The sequence below is a fragment of the Ancylobacter vacuolatus genome, from assembly GCF_030813595.1.
In the GTDB taxonomy this organism is placed as follows: Bacteria; Pseudomonadota; Alphaproteobacteria; order Rhizobiales; family Xanthobacteraceae; genus Ancylobacter; species Ancylobacter vacuolatus.
Genome location: NZ_JAUSUH010000004.1, coordinates 346,749 through 364,370, shown reverse-complemented (window position 1 = coordinate 364,370; position 17,622 = coordinate 346,749). Strand labels below are relative to the sequence as shown.

The 17,622-nt window shown below is 67.4% G+C and carries 18 protein-coding genes; 14 read left to right on the top strand and 4 right to left on the bottom strand.

The window, feature by feature from the left end; translation table 11 throughout:
• Nucleotides 1-7 precede the first annotated feature (7 nt).
• Together J2S76_RS12290 and J2S76_RS12285 are read right to left on the bottom strand one after the other, a co-directional pair.
• Nucleotides 8-802: an SDR family oxidoreductase gene (locus tag J2S76_RS12290; protein WP_307060731.1), complete on the bottom strand. Its 795-nt coding sequence runs from the start codon at nt 800-802 to the stop codon at nt 8-10.
• Nucleotides 786-1,928, bottom strand: a complete 1,143-nt coding sequence (locus J2S76_RS12285; RefSeq protein WP_307060730.1) for an AbrB family transcriptional regulator — start codon at nt 1,926-1,928, stop codon at nt 786-788. The genes J2S76_RS12290 and J2S76_RS12285 overlap by 17 nt, the downstream gene beginning before the upstream one ends.
• 508 nt (nt 1,929-2,436) lie before the next feature.
• On the opposite strand from J2S76_RS12285, the gene J2S76_RS12280 reads away from it, so the two are divergent.
• The 3 genes from J2S76_RS12280 to J2S76_RS12270 all read left to right on the top strand — a co-directional run bounded on the left by J2S76_RS12280 (nt 2,437) and on the right by J2S76_RS12270 (nt 5,586).
• Nucleotides 2,437-3,429, top strand: coding sequence for a tripartite tricarboxylate transporter substrate binding protein (locus tag J2S76_RS12280; protein ID WP_307060729.1), 993 nt, complete (start codon nt 2,437-2,439; stop codon nt 3,427-3,429).
• Nucleotides 3,430-3,506: 77 nt separating this feature from the next.
• Complete coding sequence (locus J2S76_RS12275; protein WP_307060728.1) at nt 3,507-4,007, top strand: tripartite tricarboxylate transporter TctB family protein; 501 nt, start codon at nt 3,507-3,509, stop codon at nt 4,005-4,007.
• A 10-nt stretch (nt 4,008-4,017) separates the two neighbouring features.
• Nucleotides 4,018-5,586 (top strand): tripartite tricarboxylate transporter permease, encoded by a 1,569-nt coding sequence (locus tag J2S76_RS12270; protein WP_307060727.1) that lies wholly within the window; start codon nt 4,018-4,020, stop codon nt 5,584-5,586.
• 149 nt (nt 5,587-5,735) lie between these two features.
• Here J2S76_RS12270 and J2S76_RS12265 read toward each other — a convergent pair whose 3' ends face one another.
• Together J2S76_RS12265 and J2S76_RS12260 are read right to left on the bottom strand one after the other, a co-directional pair.
• Nucleotides 5,736-7,322: a rhodanese-like domain-containing protein gene (locus tag J2S76_RS12265; protein WP_307060726.1), complete on the bottom strand. Its 1,587-nt coding sequence runs from the start codon at nt 7,320-7,322 to the stop codon at nt 5,736-5,738.
• Nucleotides 7,319-8,248 (bottom strand): alpha/beta fold hydrolase, encoded by a 930-nt coding sequence (locus J2S76_RS12260; protein WP_307060725.1) that lies wholly within the window; start codon nt 8,246-8,248, stop codon nt 7,319-7,321. Before J2S76_RS12260 ends, J2S76_RS12265 begins: the two co-directional genes overlap by 4 nt.
• 305 nt (nt 8,249-8,553) lie before the next feature.
• Here J2S76_RS12260 and J2S76_RS12255 point away from each other — a divergent pair, with 305 nt between their 5' ends.
• From J2S76_RS12255 to J2S76_RS12205, 11 genes are all read left to right on the top strand, one after another.
• Complete coding sequence (locus J2S76_RS12255) at nt 8,554-9,711, top strand: cytochrome-c peroxidase (protein ID WP_307060724.1); 1,158 nt, start codon at nt 8,554-8,556, stop codon at nt 9,709-9,711.
• 128 nt (nt 9,712-9,839) lie between these two features.
• A complete protein-coding gene (locus J2S76_RS12250) occupies nt 9,840-10,043 on the top strand; it encodes a YgaP family membrane protein (protein WP_307060723.1) in 204 nt (67 codons plus the stop codon).
• 36 nt (nt 10,044-10,079) lie between these two features.
• Entirely contained in the window at nt 10,080-10,961 is an 882-nt protein-coding gene (locus tag J2S76_RS12245) for an MBL fold metallo-hydrolase (RefSeq protein ID WP_307060722.1), read from the top strand.
• A 20-nt stretch (nt 10,962-10,981) separates the two neighbouring features.
• Entirely contained in the window at nt 10,982-11,317 is a 336-nt protein-coding gene (locus J2S76_RS12240) for an ArsR/SmtB family transcription factor (RefSeq protein ID WP_307060721.1), read from the top strand.
• Nucleotides 11,318-11,321: 4 nt separating this feature from the next.
• Entirely contained in the window at nt 11,322-11,750 is a 429-nt protein-coding gene (locus J2S76_RS12235; RefSeq protein WP_307060720.1) for a YeeE/YedE family protein, read from the top strand.
• Between the two features lie 4 nt (nt 11,751-11,754).
• A complete protein-coding gene (locus tag J2S76_RS12230; protein WP_307060719.1) occupies nt 11,755-12,171 on the top strand; it encodes a DUF6691 family protein in 417 nt (138 codons plus the stop codon).
• Between the two features lie 68 nt (nt 12,172-12,239).
• Nucleotides 12,240-13,190: a dicarboxylate transporter/tellurite-resistance protein TehA gene (gene tehA / locus J2S76_RS12225; protein WP_307060774.1), complete on the top strand. Its 951-nt coding sequence runs from the start codon at nt 12,240-12,242 to the stop codon at nt 13,188-13,190.
• Between the two features lie 66 nt (nt 13,191-13,256).
• Entirely contained in the window at nt 13,257-13,949 is a 693-nt protein-coding gene (locus J2S76_RS12220) for an HAD family hydrolase (RefSeq protein WP_307060718.1), read from the top strand.
• Complete coding sequence (locus J2S76_RS12215) at nt 13,946-14,905, top strand: sugar-binding transcriptional regulator (protein WP_307060717.1); 960 nt, start codon at nt 13,946-13,948, stop codon at nt 14,903-14,905. Before J2S76_RS12220 ends, J2S76_RS12215 begins: the two co-directional genes overlap by 4 nt.
• Nucleotides 14,906-15,178: 273 nt before the next feature.
• The gene (locus J2S76_RS12210; protein ID WP_307060773.1) at nt 15,179-16,495 is read left to right on the top strand and encodes an ABC transporter substrate-binding protein; all 1,317 of its coding nucleotides are present in this window, start codon (nt 15,179-15,181) and stop codon (nt 16,493-16,495) included.
• Nucleotides 16,496-16,748: 253 nt separating this feature from the next.
• Nucleotides 16,749-17,621, top strand: a complete 873-nt coding sequence (locus tag J2S76_RS12205) for a carbohydrate ABC transporter permease (protein ID WP_307060716.1) — start codon at nt 16,749-16,751, stop codon at nt 17,619-17,621.
• Nucleotide 17,622 lies beyond the last annotated feature (1 nt).

The window sequence follows — 17,622 nt, the reverse complement described above, 5'->3', positions numbered from 1 at the left end:
TTCTCCTTTAAACGAGGCCGCGCGCGATGCCGCCGTCGACATTGATGGATTGGCCGGTGACGTAGCTGGCGAGCGGGCTGGCGAGCCAGGCAACCATGACCGCGATCTCGGCCGGCTCGGCGAAGCGCTTCAGCGGGATTTCTTCCGAGAATTCCGTGTAAATGTCGTCCACCGGCACGCCGCGTTCGGCCGCCATTTTGGTGGCGCGGTTGATCCAGAGCGCGGTCTTGGTGCGCCCGGGGCCGACCGAGTTGATGCGGATGCCCTTCTCGCCGAGTTCCAGCGCCAGCGTCTTCACCAGGCCGAGCAGGCCGGCCTTGTGGACATTGGTCATGATCTGGTGGGCATAGGGCATCTTGGCCGCCGCCGCGCCCAGGGTGACGATGGCGGGGGCGTCGCCTGCCGTGAGCAGGGGCAGGCCGGCCCGGATGGTACGCACGGTAGAGAGCACGTTGAACTCGTAGCTGGCGAGCCAGTCGGCATCGCTCAGCGTGTCGAAATCCGCCCGCACGCTGCCGCCGACGGCGCTGACGAGAATGTCGAGCGCGCCCCAGCTTCTGTGCACCTCGTCCATCAGCGCGGACGCCGAGGAAGCGTCCTTCACCACGTCGGCAACGAACACGTCAGGCGCGCGCCCTGTGGACTGCGCGAGACGGGCGCGGGCGGCCTCCAGATTGTCCCGGCTGCGCGAGGCGATGATCACCTGCGCGCCCTCGCGCAGCAGAATGGCGGCGGTGGCCTCGCCAATGCCGTAGCTGCCGCCGACGATGACGGCGCGGCGGCCGTCAAACCCCAGATTCATAATGGCTCCTCAGCACGAAGCGGTAGACGCGGAAGACGATCAGGATGGTCGACGAGATCACCGCGATGCGGACGATGTGGAAGGCGGTGACCAGCTCGGCATCGGCGTGCATCGCCTTGGCGGTGAGCACCATTTCAGTGATCGCCGCCGGGGCGAGGGCGAGGAAGCTGGTGGTGAGCGGCAGGCCAGTGGCGAGCGAGAGCACCTCCGCCCCGATAGCGGCGGCGGCGATCAGCAGCACGCCGATCAGCAGGCCGGACGCGGCGACGCGCGGCAGGCGCACGAACAGGTCGCGGCGGAAACGCATGCTGAGCCAGACGCCGATCATCACCTGCGCGGCGATGATGAGGATGCCCGGCACCGCGACATTCATGAGGCCGGAGGCGCCGAGCGCCGCGCTCGGCAGCAGCGAGCCGAGCAGCCAGGGATTGGGGATGACCGTCGGGCGCAGCGCCTGCGCGCCGAGATAGGCGATGACGAGGCCGAGCGCGAGCAGCAGCAGATCATGCGAGGCGGCGGGATCGACCGTGTTGACGTTTCCGGCCTCGCCGAAGGCGAACACCATGAACGGCACGAGGCTCACCACCGTCGTTACCCGCAGCGCGTGGACGATGGAGACGGCATTGGTGTCGCCCCCGCGCGCCGCTGCCACCACCGCCATGTCGGCCATGCCGCCGGCAGCGGTGGCGAAGAAGGCGGTGGTGGGGTCGATACGCGCCAGCGGACGCATGATCAGCGCGCCGATGAAGGTGGCGATGATGATATAGAGCGTCGCCACCAGCATGGCCGGCAGAAGCTCCAGCGATACCAGAAGCAGATGCGGGGTGAAGCGCATGCCGATGGCGAGGCCGACAATGACCTGCCCGATCTCGCGCAGATGCGGCCCGGCCCGCAGCGGCACGCCCGAGACATTGAGCAGGCCGCAGACGAAGAGCGGGCCGAGCATCCAGGGCAGGGGGACATGGATCAACGAGGCCACGTAGCCGGCGGCGGTTGCAACGGCATAGGTGCCGACGAGGCGCAGCCCGGCGGCGGGCCAGGATGGTTTCGGCGCGGGGCTCGGCGAGGAGACGGGTGATTCCTCCCCTTCGCCCGCCGGATCCGGCGGTGCGGGACGCGCCGCCATCACCCGTTCGCCCGCCCGGCACGCGCCTGCTTTTCCGCCACGACATTCGGGATAAGGCGGGAGGCCGGCATCCGGCGGTGGCGCGGGCGTTCGGACATGACGGCCTCCCCAATGTGCCGCAACTTTTCGCAAAGGCGCGGCGGTTTGTTGGCGCCTGTCTCGCAGCGGGCAGGTTTCCCGCCGGCAGGGCATGGGCGATAGAGACAGCTGGAATGAAAACTGTCAACAGATTGATGAAGCCCGTCATGCCCTCCCACAAGCGGTCGAAAGAGGGGTGGTTGGGGGCGGCGCGCCGTGTTTAAACGACTCTCAAGTCAAGTAAGCCCTTATGGCAGCGCAGCGTGGTCCTTGCCTGCCGTCAATACGGGTGATCCCGGGTGGCAAACCCGTTTGCAAATGTGTTGACAGTTGACGGACAGCGGGACAGTCTTGCCGTGCCTAATCCACACGGGCCGGCCGCTTCATGGCCGCCGGCCGAAGGACCCAGATGGAACGGCGGGAGGAAAACATGACCCATTTCACACGCAGAGACGTCTTCAAGATTTCGGCAGGCGGCGTTGCCGTCGCCTCCGGCATGGTCGCCATGCCGTCCATCCTGCGCGCCGCGACCTATCCCTCGCGTCCGATCAACGTGATCGTGCCCTTCGCCACCGGCGGTTACAATGATCGTCTCTCCCGTGCCTTCATACCCTATCTGGAGCAGGAGCTCGGCCAGCCCCTTGTCATCGTCAACAAGCCCGGCGCCGGCACCCAGCTCGGCAATTCCTACGCGCTGAACCAGCCGGCCGACGGCTATTCCATCCTGTGCACCTCGGCGGCGCCCTATATCCCGCTGACCGTGCTGCTGCAGAACGCGCCCTACAAGATCGAGGATTTCTCGATGATCAACCTGCCGTCGCGTGACTACACGCTGGCGGCGACCTCGTCCGGCGGGCCGGTGAAGACCTTCGCCGAGGTGATCGACAAGCTGAAGAAGGACCCGACCAGCCTCAGCATCGGCGTGCAGCCGGCTTCGGCCGACTATGCCAACATGGTGCTGGCCTTCCAGGCCGCCGGAATCGATGCCAGCAAGCTGCGCATCGTCACCTATGATGGCGGCGGCCCGGCCCGCAACGCCACCGCCGGCGCCCAGGTCGATGTCGGCTTCGTCGGCGGCGAAGGCTTTCTGCCGCTGAAGTCGAAGGTCCGCCCGCTGGCCATCTTCGCCGCCGAGAAGGTGGACTGGTATCCCGACGCGCCGCTGATCGGCGCTACCCTGAAGACCGATTTCGTCGAAGGCTCGCAGCGCGGCTGGGCGGTTTCCACCAAGCTGAAGAACGAGCAGCCGGAGATCTTCAAGATCATCGTCGCGGCGGTCGAGAAGGCGAGCAAGAACCCGAAGGCGATCGAGGCGCTGAAGCTGCAGGAACTGGCCACCACCTGGTACGGGCCGGATGCCTCCAACAAGGCCTATCTCGACAACGCCGCCAAGATGGCGAAATACGTCGACCTGCTGAAGTAGGCCGCATCAATGGAAGGCGGGCCGCCGGCGCGGCGCGCCCGCCTTCATTCTCCCTCCTCTGACGTATGGAGATGAAGATGCGCATCGGTCGGCACAGCTATGCCATCGACTATGGCCATCTCGCGCTCATCACGTTCATCGCGGCGCTCGTCTTCTGGTATCTTCTCGATGCCCGCAGTGTTTCGCTGAGCGTGAACAATCTGCTTCTGGTGCAGCCGGTGGCGATCTTCGCGCTGGCGATGTACCTGTTCATCGTGCCGCAATGCTTCCACAAGGTGGAGGCGCGCGAGGCGGCCAAGCCCTCATCCGAAAACGACCCGTTCGCCGTGAGCCTGTCCACGGACCGCGCGGACGTGATGCGCATGGCGGCGCTCGGGGTGTCGCTCGGGCTGATGGTGTTCCTGCTCGACGTCATCGGCTTCGACATCGCCATCTTCCTGTTCGCCGCCGCGGCCATGGCCATCTGCGGCGAGCGGCGACCGCTGCATCTGCTGTTCTTCTCGCTCGCCGTGACACTGGTCACGATCTACGGCTTCCGCGCCCTGATCTCCTATCCCATGCACACGACCCTGCTGTGAGGCGCGCCCGATGATCGACGTTTCCGCCTTCAATGAGGCACTGGGCATCATGTTCTCGTCGGTCGGGTCTTGGGGATGGATTGTCCCCGGCCTGATCGTCGGCCTCGTCTTCAGCGCCATTCCCGGCATTTCGATCACCATGGCGATGGCGATCGTGCTGCCGATGTCGCTCTACATGGATTTCTTCTCGGCCATCGTGTTCCTCACCTCGGTCTATACCGGGGCGGGGTTCGGCGGATCGGTGCCGGCGATCCTGATGAACATACCGGGCTCGCCCTCCTCCTTCGCGACCACCTTCGACGGCTACGCCATGTCGCAGAAGGGCGAGCATAACGAGGCGCTCGGCTATGCGCTGTTCGCTTCCACCCTGTGCGGCATCGCCGGCTATGTGCTGCTGCTGCTGGTCATCGAGCCGCTGGCCGACATCGTGCTGCGGATCGGGCCGGTGGAAATGTTCGCGGTGGCGATCTGGGGCATGATGCTGCTGGGCTCGCTCGGCTCCACCTATATCAGCCGTGGCCTGCTGGCGGCTGCGCTGGGCATCCTGCTCGGCACGGTGGGCATGAACACCGCCGGCTTCACCCGTGGGACGCTGGGCCTGCCGGTGCTGCTCGACGGCATCGCGCCGATCCCGGCGATGATCGGCCTGCTGGCGGCGAGCCAGCTGCTCAGCCTGGCCAGCCGCGACTACATCATCGAGGCCGAAGGCTCGCGCGAGGTCAGCCTGCGCAAGATCCTCAAGGGCTGCTGGGGCACGCTGAAATACCCCGGCGTTCTGCTGCGCGGCTCGATCATCGGCATCATCATCGGCGCGGTGCCGGGCGTCGGCTCCTCCATCGGCAACCTTATCGCCTATGCCGAGACCAAGCGCACCGCCAAGGACAGCGCCACCTTCGGCAAGGGCAACCCCAAGGGCGTGATCGCGGCGGAATCGGCGGTGGCGAGCGGCGAGGGCGGCTCCATGGCCACCATGCTGGCGCTCGGCATTCCCGGCGGCGGCGCCACCGCGATCCTGATCGCGGCCTTCATGATGCACAACATTGTGCCCGGCCCGAGCTTCATCGAAACGCAGAAGCCGATGGTCTACGCCATCATCCTCAACAACATCGTCCAGGCCATCGTGCTGCTGGCGGTGGGCATCGGCTTCATCTATGTCGCCTCCAACATCATGAAGGTGCGGACCCGCTACGTGCTGCCGGCGATCCTCGTCATCGCCACGCTCGGCACCTTCGCGGTGACGGGCGAGGCGGCCGGACCGATCACGCTGTTCGTGTTCGCCCTGCTCGGCTATGCCCTCAACCGCTACCAGTACCCGGTCTCGGCGGTGGTGGTCGGCATCCTGCTCGGGCGCATGCTGGAGACCGAGTTCCTGCGCTCCTACCAGCTCTCCGGCGGCAACCCGCTCTATGTGCTGGAGCGGCCCGGCGCCATGGCGATCTTCGCGGTGATGTTCATCTCGCTGGGAATGACGGCCTGGGGCAAGCGCAAGCAGAACCGGGCGGAGGCGGCCGAGGCGCTGGCGCTGCGGCAGATTCAGGAAGAGACCCGCGCCGCGCACACGACGCCGAGCAAGGGCTGAGCGTTTTCCTCGATCGGCAGATTTGGAAAAGGGCGGGTGTGAACCCGCCCTTTTTGTTGCGCGATGCCCCGCCTGATGTCGACCAAAGAAAAACCCCTTCCACCGCTGGCGGAAGGGGCTGAGGGCGGAGCGAGGCGCCCGTGCGGCCGTCAGGCCGGGGCGATGGGGACCCAGCCGAAGGCGGCGCGCTCGGACTCGTCCAGCTGGTCGATCAGGCCCATCTCCCAGGCGAGATATTGCCGGGAAGCTTCCGCATTGCCGTCATGGCGGTCATGGACGAACCAGACCCGGTCGCGCGCCGCCTCGCGGCCCATGCGCCGGCGCACGCGATCGACCGGCCATCCCGCCTGCGCGCAGGAATCGAGGTCAGGCTGCAGCCAGCAGCTTGCGATGCCGGCAGCCTGCAGTTCGCAGGTAGCAGCAGCGACGGCAGTTGCGTCACCAAGCAGGATCGCCCGCCGCGTGCCCTTCGCGAGCGCGCCGGGCAGGTCGCCGCGCAGCACCCAGCGCGCCCCGTCAAGCCGCCAGGACTCCCAGTCGCTGGAAGCGCGCAGATCCAACACCGGCACGCCGCTCTGGGCGAGGCTCCAGGCCGCGCGGGCGTCAATCGCGGGAGGCGGCGCGGGGGCCTTGAGCGCGGGCGTGGGAACGGCGGGGATGTCGATTTCCTCGGCGTTATCAAGCGCCAGCACATGGGGCTCGAAGCCGAGCGCGCGCAGGAACAGCGCCGCCAGCGCGGCTCGAAGCCCGGTGTCGTCGATCAGGATCAGCCGGCCATGGCGGACGCCGACATACTGGTCCGTCGCCTGGATCAGCTGACCGGCGAGGGCTGGGATGGCGCCCGGCACCGGCCGCGCCGCCCGTTCCGCCTCGTTGCGCAGATCGAACAGAAAGGTGGTGCGGCCGGCCTCCTGCAGCAGCGTTTGCGCCGCGCGAGGCGTGAGCGTGGAGAGCTGCGCGGCGGCGATGAGGCGCGCCGCGCCGTCCCGGCTGGCCTGCGCTTGGCTTGGGTCCAGCTCCGGGAGCGGATCGGCCTGCGCGCCACGATCCAGTTGCAGGCCGGCGAGCGCCCAGCCCTGCGTACCGTTTTCCAGCGCATAGACCGGGTTGGGCACGCCGATCGCCCGCAGCGTCAGCGCCCCGACAATGCCGCGCGTGCGCCCGGCGCAAGTGATGACGATCGGCGTTGCCGTGTCCGGCACGGCGGCGCCGACCCGATGGGCGAGCTCGCCATTGGGTACGCAGCGCGCGCCCTCGATCCGCATCTTGGCGTATTCCGCCGGCGGACGGGCATCGAAGAAGGCATGCGCGCGCCCTTCGCGCTGCCAGCGTGCCAGCGTGGCGGCGTCGATCATCGCGGGGTGATGGTCGTGCTCCAGAAGTTCGCCCAGCGTCTTGCTCGGCACATTGACCCCGGCGAACACGCCAAAGCCTGCCGCATCCCAGGCGGGAAGCCCGCCCGCGATGAGGACGATCTCGGTATAGCCGCAGGCCGCCAGCCGCCGCGCCGCCTTCTCGGCGAGGCCGTCGCCATCGTCGATGAGCAGCACCGGGCAGTCGGCGCGCGGCACCAGCGCGAGGGCCGCCGCTTCCAGCCGGCTGAACGGGCAGGGGACGGCGAAGAGCGGATGCCCCTGGCCGAACGCTGCCGCCTCGCGCACATCGAGAAAGGCGATCTCCTCACCTTCATGCAGGCGGGCCTTCGCTGCCGCCGCCGTCACCGAAGCGACGCTCATGTCACGGGCTCACCACGGAAGAAGCGGTGGAAGGCGGCGTAGATGAGATCGGGACGGTGCTCGGCCGGGTAATGCCCGGTGGGCACCGGCAGGCCGACAAGATCGTCCGCCCATTCCGACCAGGCTTCCACCGGCTTGAAGTGGCGGCCGCAATGGCTGTTGGTGCCCCAGATCACCAGGGTCGGGCAGGCGATCTTGCGCTTGCCGTAGTCCGCCGTGTCCATGTCGAGGTCGACGGTGATGGTGGCGCGGTAATCCTCGCAGACAGCGTGGATCTGTTCCTTGGTGGCGCAGCGTATATATTCTTCCATCGCCTCCGGTGTAAAGATCTCCAGACCCACGCCTTTCTTGTTGAGCTTGTAACGCATGTAATAGTCGAGGTCGGCGCCGAGCAGGTTCTCCGGAAACGGCGCCTTCTGCGCCATGAAGAACCAGTGATAGCTCTCGCGCGCCCAGCCGAGCGTGATGTTGTTCAGCACATGGTGCGTCGGCACGATGTCGAGTGCGGCATAGCGGGTGATGCGCTCGGGCCGGTCGAGGCACATGCGGAATCCGACGCGGGCGCCGCGGTCATGGCCGGCGACGGCGAAGTGCTCGTGGCCGAGCGCGTCCATCACCTCGAACGCATCCTCGCCCAGCGCCCGGAAGGAATAGCCGGAATGGTCCTCGCCGCCCTCGGGCTTGGAGCTGTCGCCATAGCCGCGCATGTCGATAGCGACGACAGTGAAGTCGCGGGCGAGCGAGGGGGCGACCTTGTGCCAACTGACCAGCGTCAGAGGGTTGCCATGGATGAGCAGCAGCGGCGGGCCTTCGCCGGCGGTGGCGACATTGATCTCGGCCCCGCGCGTCTTGATGCGCTGGAAGGTGAACCCCTCCATCAGCCGGGTGGTCTGAACGAGTTCGGGAACGGCTTCTGCAACGTCCATCGGGCGCCTCCTCGCATGGGTCGGACTTCACTGTCCGCATTGTGCCAACTGTCAACAATATGGCTGCGAAAGGCAAGGGCATTGCGCAGACAGCGCCAATTCGCCGGCGAACTGATGGCAAGGTTCAGATTGTCGACCACGCGGGCGCCTATCCAACGAGCGGCGCGCCCTTCCATGTCGCCCCAGCACTCCTACGGATGACGGCGAGGCCGGCGGGCCGGTAGGTCAGAATGTCCAATCGTGCGGGGCCTCGTCTGGCAGGACAAGCGGCGGGCGTGACATTCCCTCCGGCATGGTGGCCGATCATGAAACCTGTGCTGGCAGCCCTTTTTGTGCTGCTGCCGCTCGCCGCGACGGGCCGCGCCGCGCCGGAGCGCGGGCCGGATCCCGCCGCCCGGGTGCGGCTGGGGGAGGCACTGTTCTTCGATGTCGATCTCTCGCGCCACCGCACCCAATCCTGCGCCACCTGCCACGATCCCGCCCATGGCTTCGCTGATCCGCGCGGCGGGCCGGTGTCGCTGGGCGATGACGGGGTCTCGCGTGGGGTCCGCAACGCGCCGAGCGTCAGCTATGCCGGCTACGCGCCCGCCTTCGGCACCGATGCCAAGGGCAACCCGGTCGGCGGCCAGTTCTGGGACGGGCGCGCCGCGACGCTGGCCGAACAGGCGGGGCAGCCGCTGCTCAACCCGGTTGAGATGGCGATGCCCGACAAGGCAAGCGTCGTCGCCCGGGTGAAGGAGAAGCCCGCCTATGTCGATGCCTTCCGCGCCGCCTTCGGCCCGGACGTCTTCGACGATGACGCCCGCGCCTTCGCCGCGCTGGAGCAAGCACTGGCGGCCTATGAGCGGAGCCCCGCCGTTTCGCCCTTCGATTCCCGCTACGACCGCTTTCTGCGCGGCACCCTCACTCTCACCCCGCAGGAGGAGCTGGGCCGGGTGCTGTTCCTCTCCAACCAGTTCACCAATTGCGGCCAGTGCCACAAGCTCACCCCGAATGGCGGGGAGGGCGAGACCTTCTCAAATTACCGCTTCCACAATATCGGCACGCCGGCCAACCCGGAGCTCGCCGTGCCGGCCGATCGGGGCCTGGCTGCGCGGGCCGACATGAAGCGGCGCAGCAAGGGCAAGCTGGCGTCGGCTCGCGCCCATGACGGCCAGTTCAAGGTCCCGAGCCTGCGCAATGTCGCGGTGACGGGCCCCTATATGCACAATGGCGTCTTCAAGGATCTGAGGACGGTGATCCTGTTCTACAACAAGTACAATTCGGCTGCGTCGGGGCGGCAGATCAACCCTGAGACCGGCGCGCCATGGACCCCGCCAGAGGTTGCCGGCACGTTGTCGCTCAAGAAGCTTGAGAGCGGCCCCGCCCTCGACGACCGCCGCATCGACGCGCTGGTCGCGTTCCTGAAGACGCTGACCGACCAGCGGCTGGAGCCGCTGCTGGAGCCCCCCGCCGCCCGCTGACAAGAGAGAGGCCGCAGCGCGGGGGGTGACTTACGCATTTATACTTGCGATACAACGATTGCAATTTAATGCAATCGTTGTAAATGGAGAGTGGCAGGAACGGACCTGCCGCGCTCAGGAAACCCGCCATGACCCGCAACGTCGGACCCATCGACAAGGCCGTTCGCATCGTCCTCGGCCTCGTCCTGCTCTCGCTGATTTTTGTGCTGGAAGGCGATCTGCGCTGGATCGGCCTCGTCGGCGTCGTGCCGCTGCTCACCGCGCTGATGGGCAATTGCCCGCTTTATTCCGTCTTCGGCCTTTCCACCTGCCCGGTGGCCGCGCGCAAGTGAGGATGGCCGATGCCGGCTGACGTCAAGGAGCAAGCCATGACGCACCCGCCCGAAGTGACTGGGTTCTTCGATCCGCGCACCTGGTCGATCCAGTATGTCGTCGCCGACCCGGCGACGAAGGGGTGCGCGATCATCGACCCGGTCTATGATTTCGACGAGAAGTCGGGTCAGACCGCCTCGCTCAATGCCGACCGCATTCTCGCCTTCGTGCGCGAGCGGGGCTACACGGTCGAGTGGATTCTCGACACCCACCCCCACGCCGACCACTTCTCCGCCGCGTCCTATCTCAAGGAGAAGACCGGCGCGCCAACAGCGATCGGCGAACGGGTGAAGGACGTGCAGAGGCTCTGGAAGGGCTTCTACAACTGGCCGGACTTCCCCGCCGACGGCTCGCAATGGGACCGGCTGTTCGCAGACGGCGACAGCTTCAAGATCGGCGACATCGAGGCCCGGGTAATGTTCTCGCCCGGGCACACGCTGGCCTCGATCACCTATGTCATCGGCGATGCCGCTTTCGTCCACGACACGCTGTTCATGCCTGACAGTGGCACTGCGCGAGCCGATTTCCCCGGCGGCAGCGCCAGGGTGCTGTGGAATTCGATCCAGGCCATTCTGGCGCTTCCCGACGAGACCCGCCTCTTCACCGGCCATGACTACCAGCCGGGCGGACGCGCGCCGATGTGGGAATCCACTGTCGCTGAACAGAAGGCGAGCAGTATCCACATGGCGCGCTGCCGGAACGAGGACGCCTTCGTCGCCATCCGCGAGGCGCGCGATCGCAGCCTCGCCATGCCCAAGCTGATCCTGCAGTCCTTGCAGATCAACACCAATGGAGGCCGGCTCCCAGTGCCGGAATCGAACGGGGTGCGCTATCTCAAGATTCCGCTCGACCTGCTCAAGAGCGCCGTCTGGGACTGACGCCATCCGGGGAAGACACGATGCTCGACACGCCCACCAGTGACATCGCCGACATGAAGTCCCGGGTGGGGGAGGCCTCGGCCTTCCTGAAGACCCTGTCCAATCCCGACCGGCTGATGGTGGCCTGCGCGCTGGTGCAGGGCGAACGCTCCGTGCGCGAGCTGGAGGATCTGCTCGGCATCCGCCAGCCCGGCCTGTCGCAGCAGATCGCCGGGCTGCGCGAAGCGGGGCTGATCGTCGGCCGCAAGGAGGGCAAGCAGGTGTTCTACCGGCTGGCCGATCCGCGCGTTGAAGCCTTCATCGCCACCATGCACGCCCTGTTCTGCGCGCCGCACGCGGCCGAAACCACGCGATAGGATCATGACGGACTTCACCCCCTTTGCCTCCCTCATCGGCGGCGCCCTGATCGGGCTCAGCGCCGTGCTGATGATGCTGGCGGAAGGCCGCATCGCCGGCATCAGCGGCATCGCCAGCCGGCTGTTTCCTCCTTATGGAGACAGGCTCTTTCCCGGCCGGCTGGCGTTCATCGCCGGGCTGGTCGGCGCGCCCCTGCTCTATGCCGCCGTCACCGGCGCATCGGTGGTGCAGACGGTGTCGTCGAACCTCGTGCTGATGGTGGTGGCCGGCCTGCTGGTCGGCTTCGGCTCGGTCTGGGGCTCGGGCTGCACCTCGGGCCATGGCGTGTGCGGGCTGGCGCGGCTGTCGCGGCGCTCTTTTGCGGCGACCGGGGTGTTCATGGCGGCAGGTTTCGCCACCGTCTATGTCGTGCGTCATGTGATCGGAGGTTGAGGCGATGTCGATCCTCGTCAATCTCGGCCTGGGCGTGCTGTTCGGCCTCGGCCTCATCGTCTCCGGCATGAGCAACCCGGCCAAGGTGCTGAACTTCCTCGACCTCGCCGGCACGTTCGATCCCTCGCTCGCCTTTGTGATGGGCGGCGCGGTGGTGGTCGCCTTCATCGGCTTCCGACTGGTGCTGAGGCGCGACACGCCGCTGATGGCGCCGCGCTTCCAGCTGCCGACCCGCAGCGATATCGACGCAAGGCTGATCGTCGGGCCGGCGCTGTTTGGCATAGGCTGGGGGCTGGGCGGCTTCTGTCCCGGCCCCGCCTTCACCGCGCTCGGCCTCGCCGCGCCGGGGACGCTGGCCTTCATTCCTGCCATGCTGGCGGGCATGTGGGCGGCGCGCGCCCTCGCGGAGCGCCGGGCCTAGGCGCCGGAACGTCCAGCTGTCAGTGTCGAGCCGTAAATAGGGAGTGCCGCGTGCGGGAAAACAGCGGGTTGCCGATCGTGCCGGTCTCCTTCTTCGGCATGGTGCTGGGCCTTTGCGGGCTGGGCGGAAGCTGGCGCGCCGCCCATGCGCTCTGGGGCGTGCCGGCGGTCCTCGGCGAGTCGATTATGGCGGCGGGCGCCCTCGTCTGGGCGTTGGTCCTGCTGCTCTATGTCCTCAAATGGCTGCTGGCCCGCCCGGCGGCGCTGGAGGAGCTTCACCACCCGGTACAATCAGGTTTCGTCGGGCTGGCTGGCGTGGCGACGTTGCTGGTCAGCATCGGCGCGGCGCCCTATTCCCGCGCCATCGCCGAGGGGCTTCTGCTGGCCGGCGCCCTGTTCACGCTCGGCTTCGGTGTCTGGCGCACCGGTGGCATGTGGCGCGGCGAGCGCGACCCGGAAGCGGCGACGCCGGTGATGTACCTGCCGCTGGTGGCCGGGAGCTTCGTCACCGGCACCGCCTGCGGCGTGCTCGGCTTCCAGGACTGGGGGCAACTGGCGTTCGGCGCCGGCCTCTTCTCCTGGCTCGCCATGGAATCGGTGCTGCTGAACCGCTTCCAGCACGGCTCCGCCTTGCCACCGGCGCAGCGCCCGACGCTGGGCATCCAGCTCGCGCCGCCGGTGGTCGGGGCCGTGACCTATCTCAGCCTGACCTCGGGCGGGCCTGATATCTTCGCCCGGGCCTTGCTGGGCTATGGGCTGCTCCAGCTGCTGCTGATCGCCCGGCTGCTGCCCTGGATCCTGCGCCAGCCGCTCTCGCCGGCCTATTGGGCCTTCACCTTCGGCCTGACCGCGCTGGCGACCGCGACCCTGCTTCTGGTGGCGCGGGGCGAGACGGGCGTGCTGGCGATGCTGGCGCCGTTCCTGCTCGCCCTTGCCACCGGCGTCGTCGCCCTCGCTTCCGCCCACAGCCTCTGGCAGCTGGCGAGCGGCCGGCTGCTGCCGCCGCAAAAGCGCGGGTGAGGAGAGGGCGCGGCATCGTTGCCGGTGCGGCTGGACGGCGGGCGCCTTGAGAGCTAGACCGCTCGCATGCGGCCCGGGCTCATCATCTTCGATTGCGACGGCGTGCTGATCGACAGCGAGATGCTCGCTGCCCGCGCGCTGATCGACGAGCTTGCCTGTCACGGCGTCGCCGTCGACTTGGGTTTTGTGGCACGCCATTTCATCGGCCGCGCCCATAACGTCATCCGCACCGAGGTGAAGGCGCGTTTCGGCAGGGATCTGCCGGCCTCGTTCGAGGATGACTACCGCAGCCGGTTGCTTGCCGGGTTCGAGGCGGGTCTTGCCCCCATGGAGGGGGCGGTGGAGGTACTGGCGGCGCTCACCGTGCCGTTCTGCCTCGCCACTTCATCCAGCCCGCCGCGCCTGGCCGCCTCACTGCGGATCGTCGGGTTGGCGGAGGTGTTCTCCGGCCGCGCCTTCACTGCCTCGCAGGTGGCGCGCGGCAAGCCGGCGCCGGACCTTTTCCTGTACGCCGCCGCGCAGATGGGGGTCGATCCGGCCGCATGCGTGGTGGTGGAGGACAGCGCGGCGGGGATCGCCGCCGGACTGGCCGCCGGCATGGAGGTCTGGCATTTCGTCGGCGGCGCGCATTTCGCGGGCATGGACATGCCGCTGCCCGCTGACGTAAGTCCGCACCGGCGCTTCGCCGGTTTCTCGGAGATCCGGGCAGCGATGCCCTCACTCTTTTACGCCCCGCCCGACATAGCAGACCCGACATGAGCCTGCCCCCCGACATGGACGCTTCGATCGACGACCAGGCTGCCCGCGCGGCTTGGCTCTATTATGTCGGGGGCCTGACGCAGGACCAGATCGCCAGCGAGATGGGGCTGTCGCGCCAGAGGGCGCAGCGCCTCGTCAGCCGGGCGGTGGCGGCGGGCCTCATCCATGTGCGGCTGAACCATCACCTTGCCCGTTGCGTCGAACTGGAAGCGGCGCTGCGCGAACGCTTCGGGCTGGTGCGCTGCCGGGTGATGCCGGGCCTCGGCCCGTCGCGCGACCCGGTGCGCTCCATCGCCCCCGCTGCCGCCGAGGAGATGGAGCGGGTGCTGGCGGAGAGCGGCTCGCGCGTCATCGCGCTCGGCACCGGCCGGGCGCTGCGCGGCATGGTGGATGCGCTGAGCCCGGTGGAGGCGCCGCAGCACCGCCTCGTCTCGCTGCTCGGCAATATCGCGCTGGACGGCTCCGCCTCCTATTTCGAGGTCATCATGCGCCTGGCCGAGAAGGTGCGGGCGCCGCATTACCCGATGCCGGTTCCGGTGCTGGTCGATACGGTCGAGGAGAACCGCACGCTCCAGTCGCTGGGCGCGGTGCGCAAGGTGCGCGGGCTGGCGCAGGCGGCGGATGTGACCTTTGTCGGCGTCGGCCAGATGAGCGAGGACGCGCCGTTGATGACCGACGGCTTCCTCACTGCGGACGAACTGCACGAGATCCAGCGCGTCGGCGCGGCTGGCGAGGTGGCCGGCTGGATCTATGACGGGCAGGGGCGCTATCTCGACCTCGCGCTCAATGCCCGCCTTACCGGCGTGCGGGTGGAGATTGCGACGCGCGAGCGCCCGGTCATCGGCATCGCCGCCGGGGAGGCCAAGATCGTGGCACTCCGGGCGGCGCTGACCTCCGGCATTATTAACGGCCTCGTCACCGACGAGCCCACCGCCGCCGGCATTCTGGCGGGCTGAGCCTCCGCCCAAGCCTCCGCCCAGGGACCCCGCCACACGTGCATGTGAGGCCTGTGACGCATCGGCAGCGTGCCGGCGCGACGCGTGGGGTGCACACTAAGTGGCCGGAATGCTGAATATAATACCACATAATGCCGCGCTTTCGACAAAAGGCGGGCGGGATGCTCGCGCCTGCAGCATCGAATTCACTTGACGCCCGCAGGGGTGCGCGTGAGTATTTGCCCATACGGCGATTATTTGCTCAAAAACGCCGAAGGGAGGAGAGCTATGACCGTGACATTCCGCACCCTCGCGGGTGCCTCGCTGCTGGTTGCCCTGATGGGCTCGGCCTCGGCGCAGACGACCATCACCGTGGCGACCGTGAACAATGGCGACATGATCCGCATGCAGCGGCTGACGCCCGCGTTCAATGCGCTGCATCCCGACATCAAGGTCAACTGGGTGACGCTGGAAGAGAATGTCCTGCGCCAGCGTGTGACCACCGACATCGCCTCCAAGGGCGGCCAGTATGACGTGCTGACCATCGGCAATTACGAAGTGCCGATCTGGGCCAAGCAGGGCTGGCTGATGCCGCTGGAGAACCTCGGCGCCGATTACGACCAGGCCGATCTGCTGCCGCAGGTGGCGCAGGGCCTCACCGTCGACGGCAAGCTCCACGCCGTGCCGTTCTACGCCGAAAGCTCGATGCTGATGTACCGCACCGACCTTCTGGCGAAGGCCGGGCTGAAGATGCCCGAGAACCCCGATTGGGACTTCATCGCCGACGCCGCGGCGAAGATGACAGACAAGAGTGCCGGCATCTATGGCATCTGCCTGCGCGGCAAGGCCGGCTGGGGCGAGAACATGGCGTTCCTCACCTCGATGAACAATTCCATGGGCGGCGCCTGGTTCAACATGGAGTGGAAGCCTGAGTTCAACGGGGCCGAGTGGAAGAAGACGCTCGACACCTATCTGAAGCTGATGAAGGAGTACGGCCCGCCCGGCTCTTCCTCCAACGGCTTCAACGAGAACCTGGCGCTGTTCCAGACCGGCAAGTGTGGCATGTGGATCGACGCCACCGTCGCCGCGTCCTTCATTTCCGATCCGAAGGAATCGCAGGTTGCCGACAAGGTGGGCTTCGCTCCCTCGCCGGTGCGCAAGGGCGGCTCCAACCACGGCAACTGGCTGTGGTCGTGGAACCTCGCCATCCCGGCGACCACCTCCAAGGCGGAAGCCGCCAAGACCTTCGTCGCCTGGGCGACGTCGCCGGCCTATACGAAGCTGGTGGCGGAGAAAGAGGGCATCGCCAATGTGCCGCCCGGCACGCGCACCTCGCTCTACAAGAACCCGGACTATCTGAAGGTCGCGCCTTTCGCCGAAATGACCCTGAAGGAGATCGAGTCGGCCAACACCCAAAAGCCGTCCGACCAGCCGGTGCCCTATACGGGTGGCCAGTTCGTCGCGATCCCGGAGTTCCAGGCGATCGGCACGGCGGTGGGCCAGCAGTTCTCGGCCGCGCTCGCCGGGACCTCGACTGCCGACCAGGCGCTCGCCGCCGCGCAGGCGCTCACCACACGTGAGATGACCCGCGCCGGCTACCCCAAGAAGTAGGCGCTTCTGCCGGCCTTCGCGCTGCGAAGGCCGATCGGTCCGCCCGGCGCCCGCCCGCGCCGGGCTGTTTCCCGACACGGTGCGGGTGTCTCCCGCTCCCGCGCCGTGTCGGGACCTCCCCCTGAGAGGGGTGAAACCTCGCGCTCACGCCGGCGACTCCCGGTGCCGCGGCGCCGTCGAACCCGATCCGTTCCGTTTCTCCGAGCCCGCGGCGCGCGTCGCCAGCGGTGCGCCTTGGCCAGGGAGGCCCTCCATGGCGACGCAAGCCTCACGCATTGCCGGCCGGCTGATGCTCTCCCCGGCGGTTGTGCTGCTGTTCCTCTGGATGATCGTGCCGCTGGGCATGACCATCTACTTCTCCTTCCTGCGCTTCAACCTGTTGATGCCGGGCACCGAAGAGTTCACCGGCTTCGAGAATTACAGCTATTTCTTCACCGACCCGGCCTTCTGGCCGGCTCTGGTAAACACGCTCACCCTCGTCCTCGGCGTGCTTGTCATCACCGTTGTCGGCGGGGTGGCGCTGGCGGTGCTGCTCGACCAGCCCATGTGGGGGCAGGGGATCGTGCGCATCCTCGTCATCGCCCCCTTCTTCGTCATGCCGAGCGTGTCCGCGCTGGTGTGGAAGAACATGCTGATGAACCCGGTCAACGGGCTGTTCGCCGCGCTGGCGCGAGCGCTGGGGCTGCAACCGATCGACTTCTTCGCCAGTGCGCCGCTTGCTTCCATCACCGCCATCGTTGCCTGGCAGTGGCTGCCCTTCGCGACGCTGATCCTGTTCACCGCGATGCAGAGCCTCGACCGTGAGCAGATGGAAGCGGCCGAGATGGACGGCGCTGGCCCGATCTGGCGCTTCGTGCACCTCACCCTTCCGCATCTGATGCGGGCGATGACAGTGGTGGTGCTGATCCAGACCATCTTCCTGCTGTCGGTCTTCGCCGAAATCCTCGTCACCACCAATGGCGGTCCGGGCACGGCTTCCACCACGCTGACCTTCCTCGTCTACATGCAGTCCATGCTGCAGTTCGACGTCGGCCTGGGTTCGGCGGGCGGGATCGTCGCGGTCATCCTCGCCAACATCGTCGCGATCTTCCTGATGCGGATGATCGGCAAGAACCTGGAGGCATGAG